The following is a 213-nucleotide window of genomic DNA, read 5'->3' on the forward strand; positions in this document are numbered from 1 at the left end:
CTTTCCGTCCTGTCGCGGGTAACCTGCATCTTCACAGGTACTATAATTTCACCGAGTCTCTGGTTGAGACAGTGCCCAAATCGTTACACCTTTCGTGCGGGGCGGAACTTACCCGACAAGGAATTTCGCTACCTTAGGACCGTTATAGTTACGGCCGCCGTTTACTGGGGCTTCAGTTCAGAGCTTCGCTTACGCTAACCCCTCTCCTTAACC

Annotated in this window: 1 rRNA gene; it reads right to left on the bottom strand. The window is 52.1% G+C overall.

Going from position 1 to position 213, the window contains the following annotated elements:
- Positions 1-213: ribosomal RNA gene (locus MR167_RS32730) — 23S ribosomal RNA — on the bottom strand; the annotation flags it as partial.

The sequence above is a fragment of the Bacillus cereus group sp. BfR-BA-01355 genome (assembly GCF_022663675.1).
Taxonomy (GTDB): domain Bacteria; phylum Bacillota; class Bacilli; order Bacillales; family Bacillaceae_G; genus Bacillus_A; species Bacillus_A thuringiensis_S.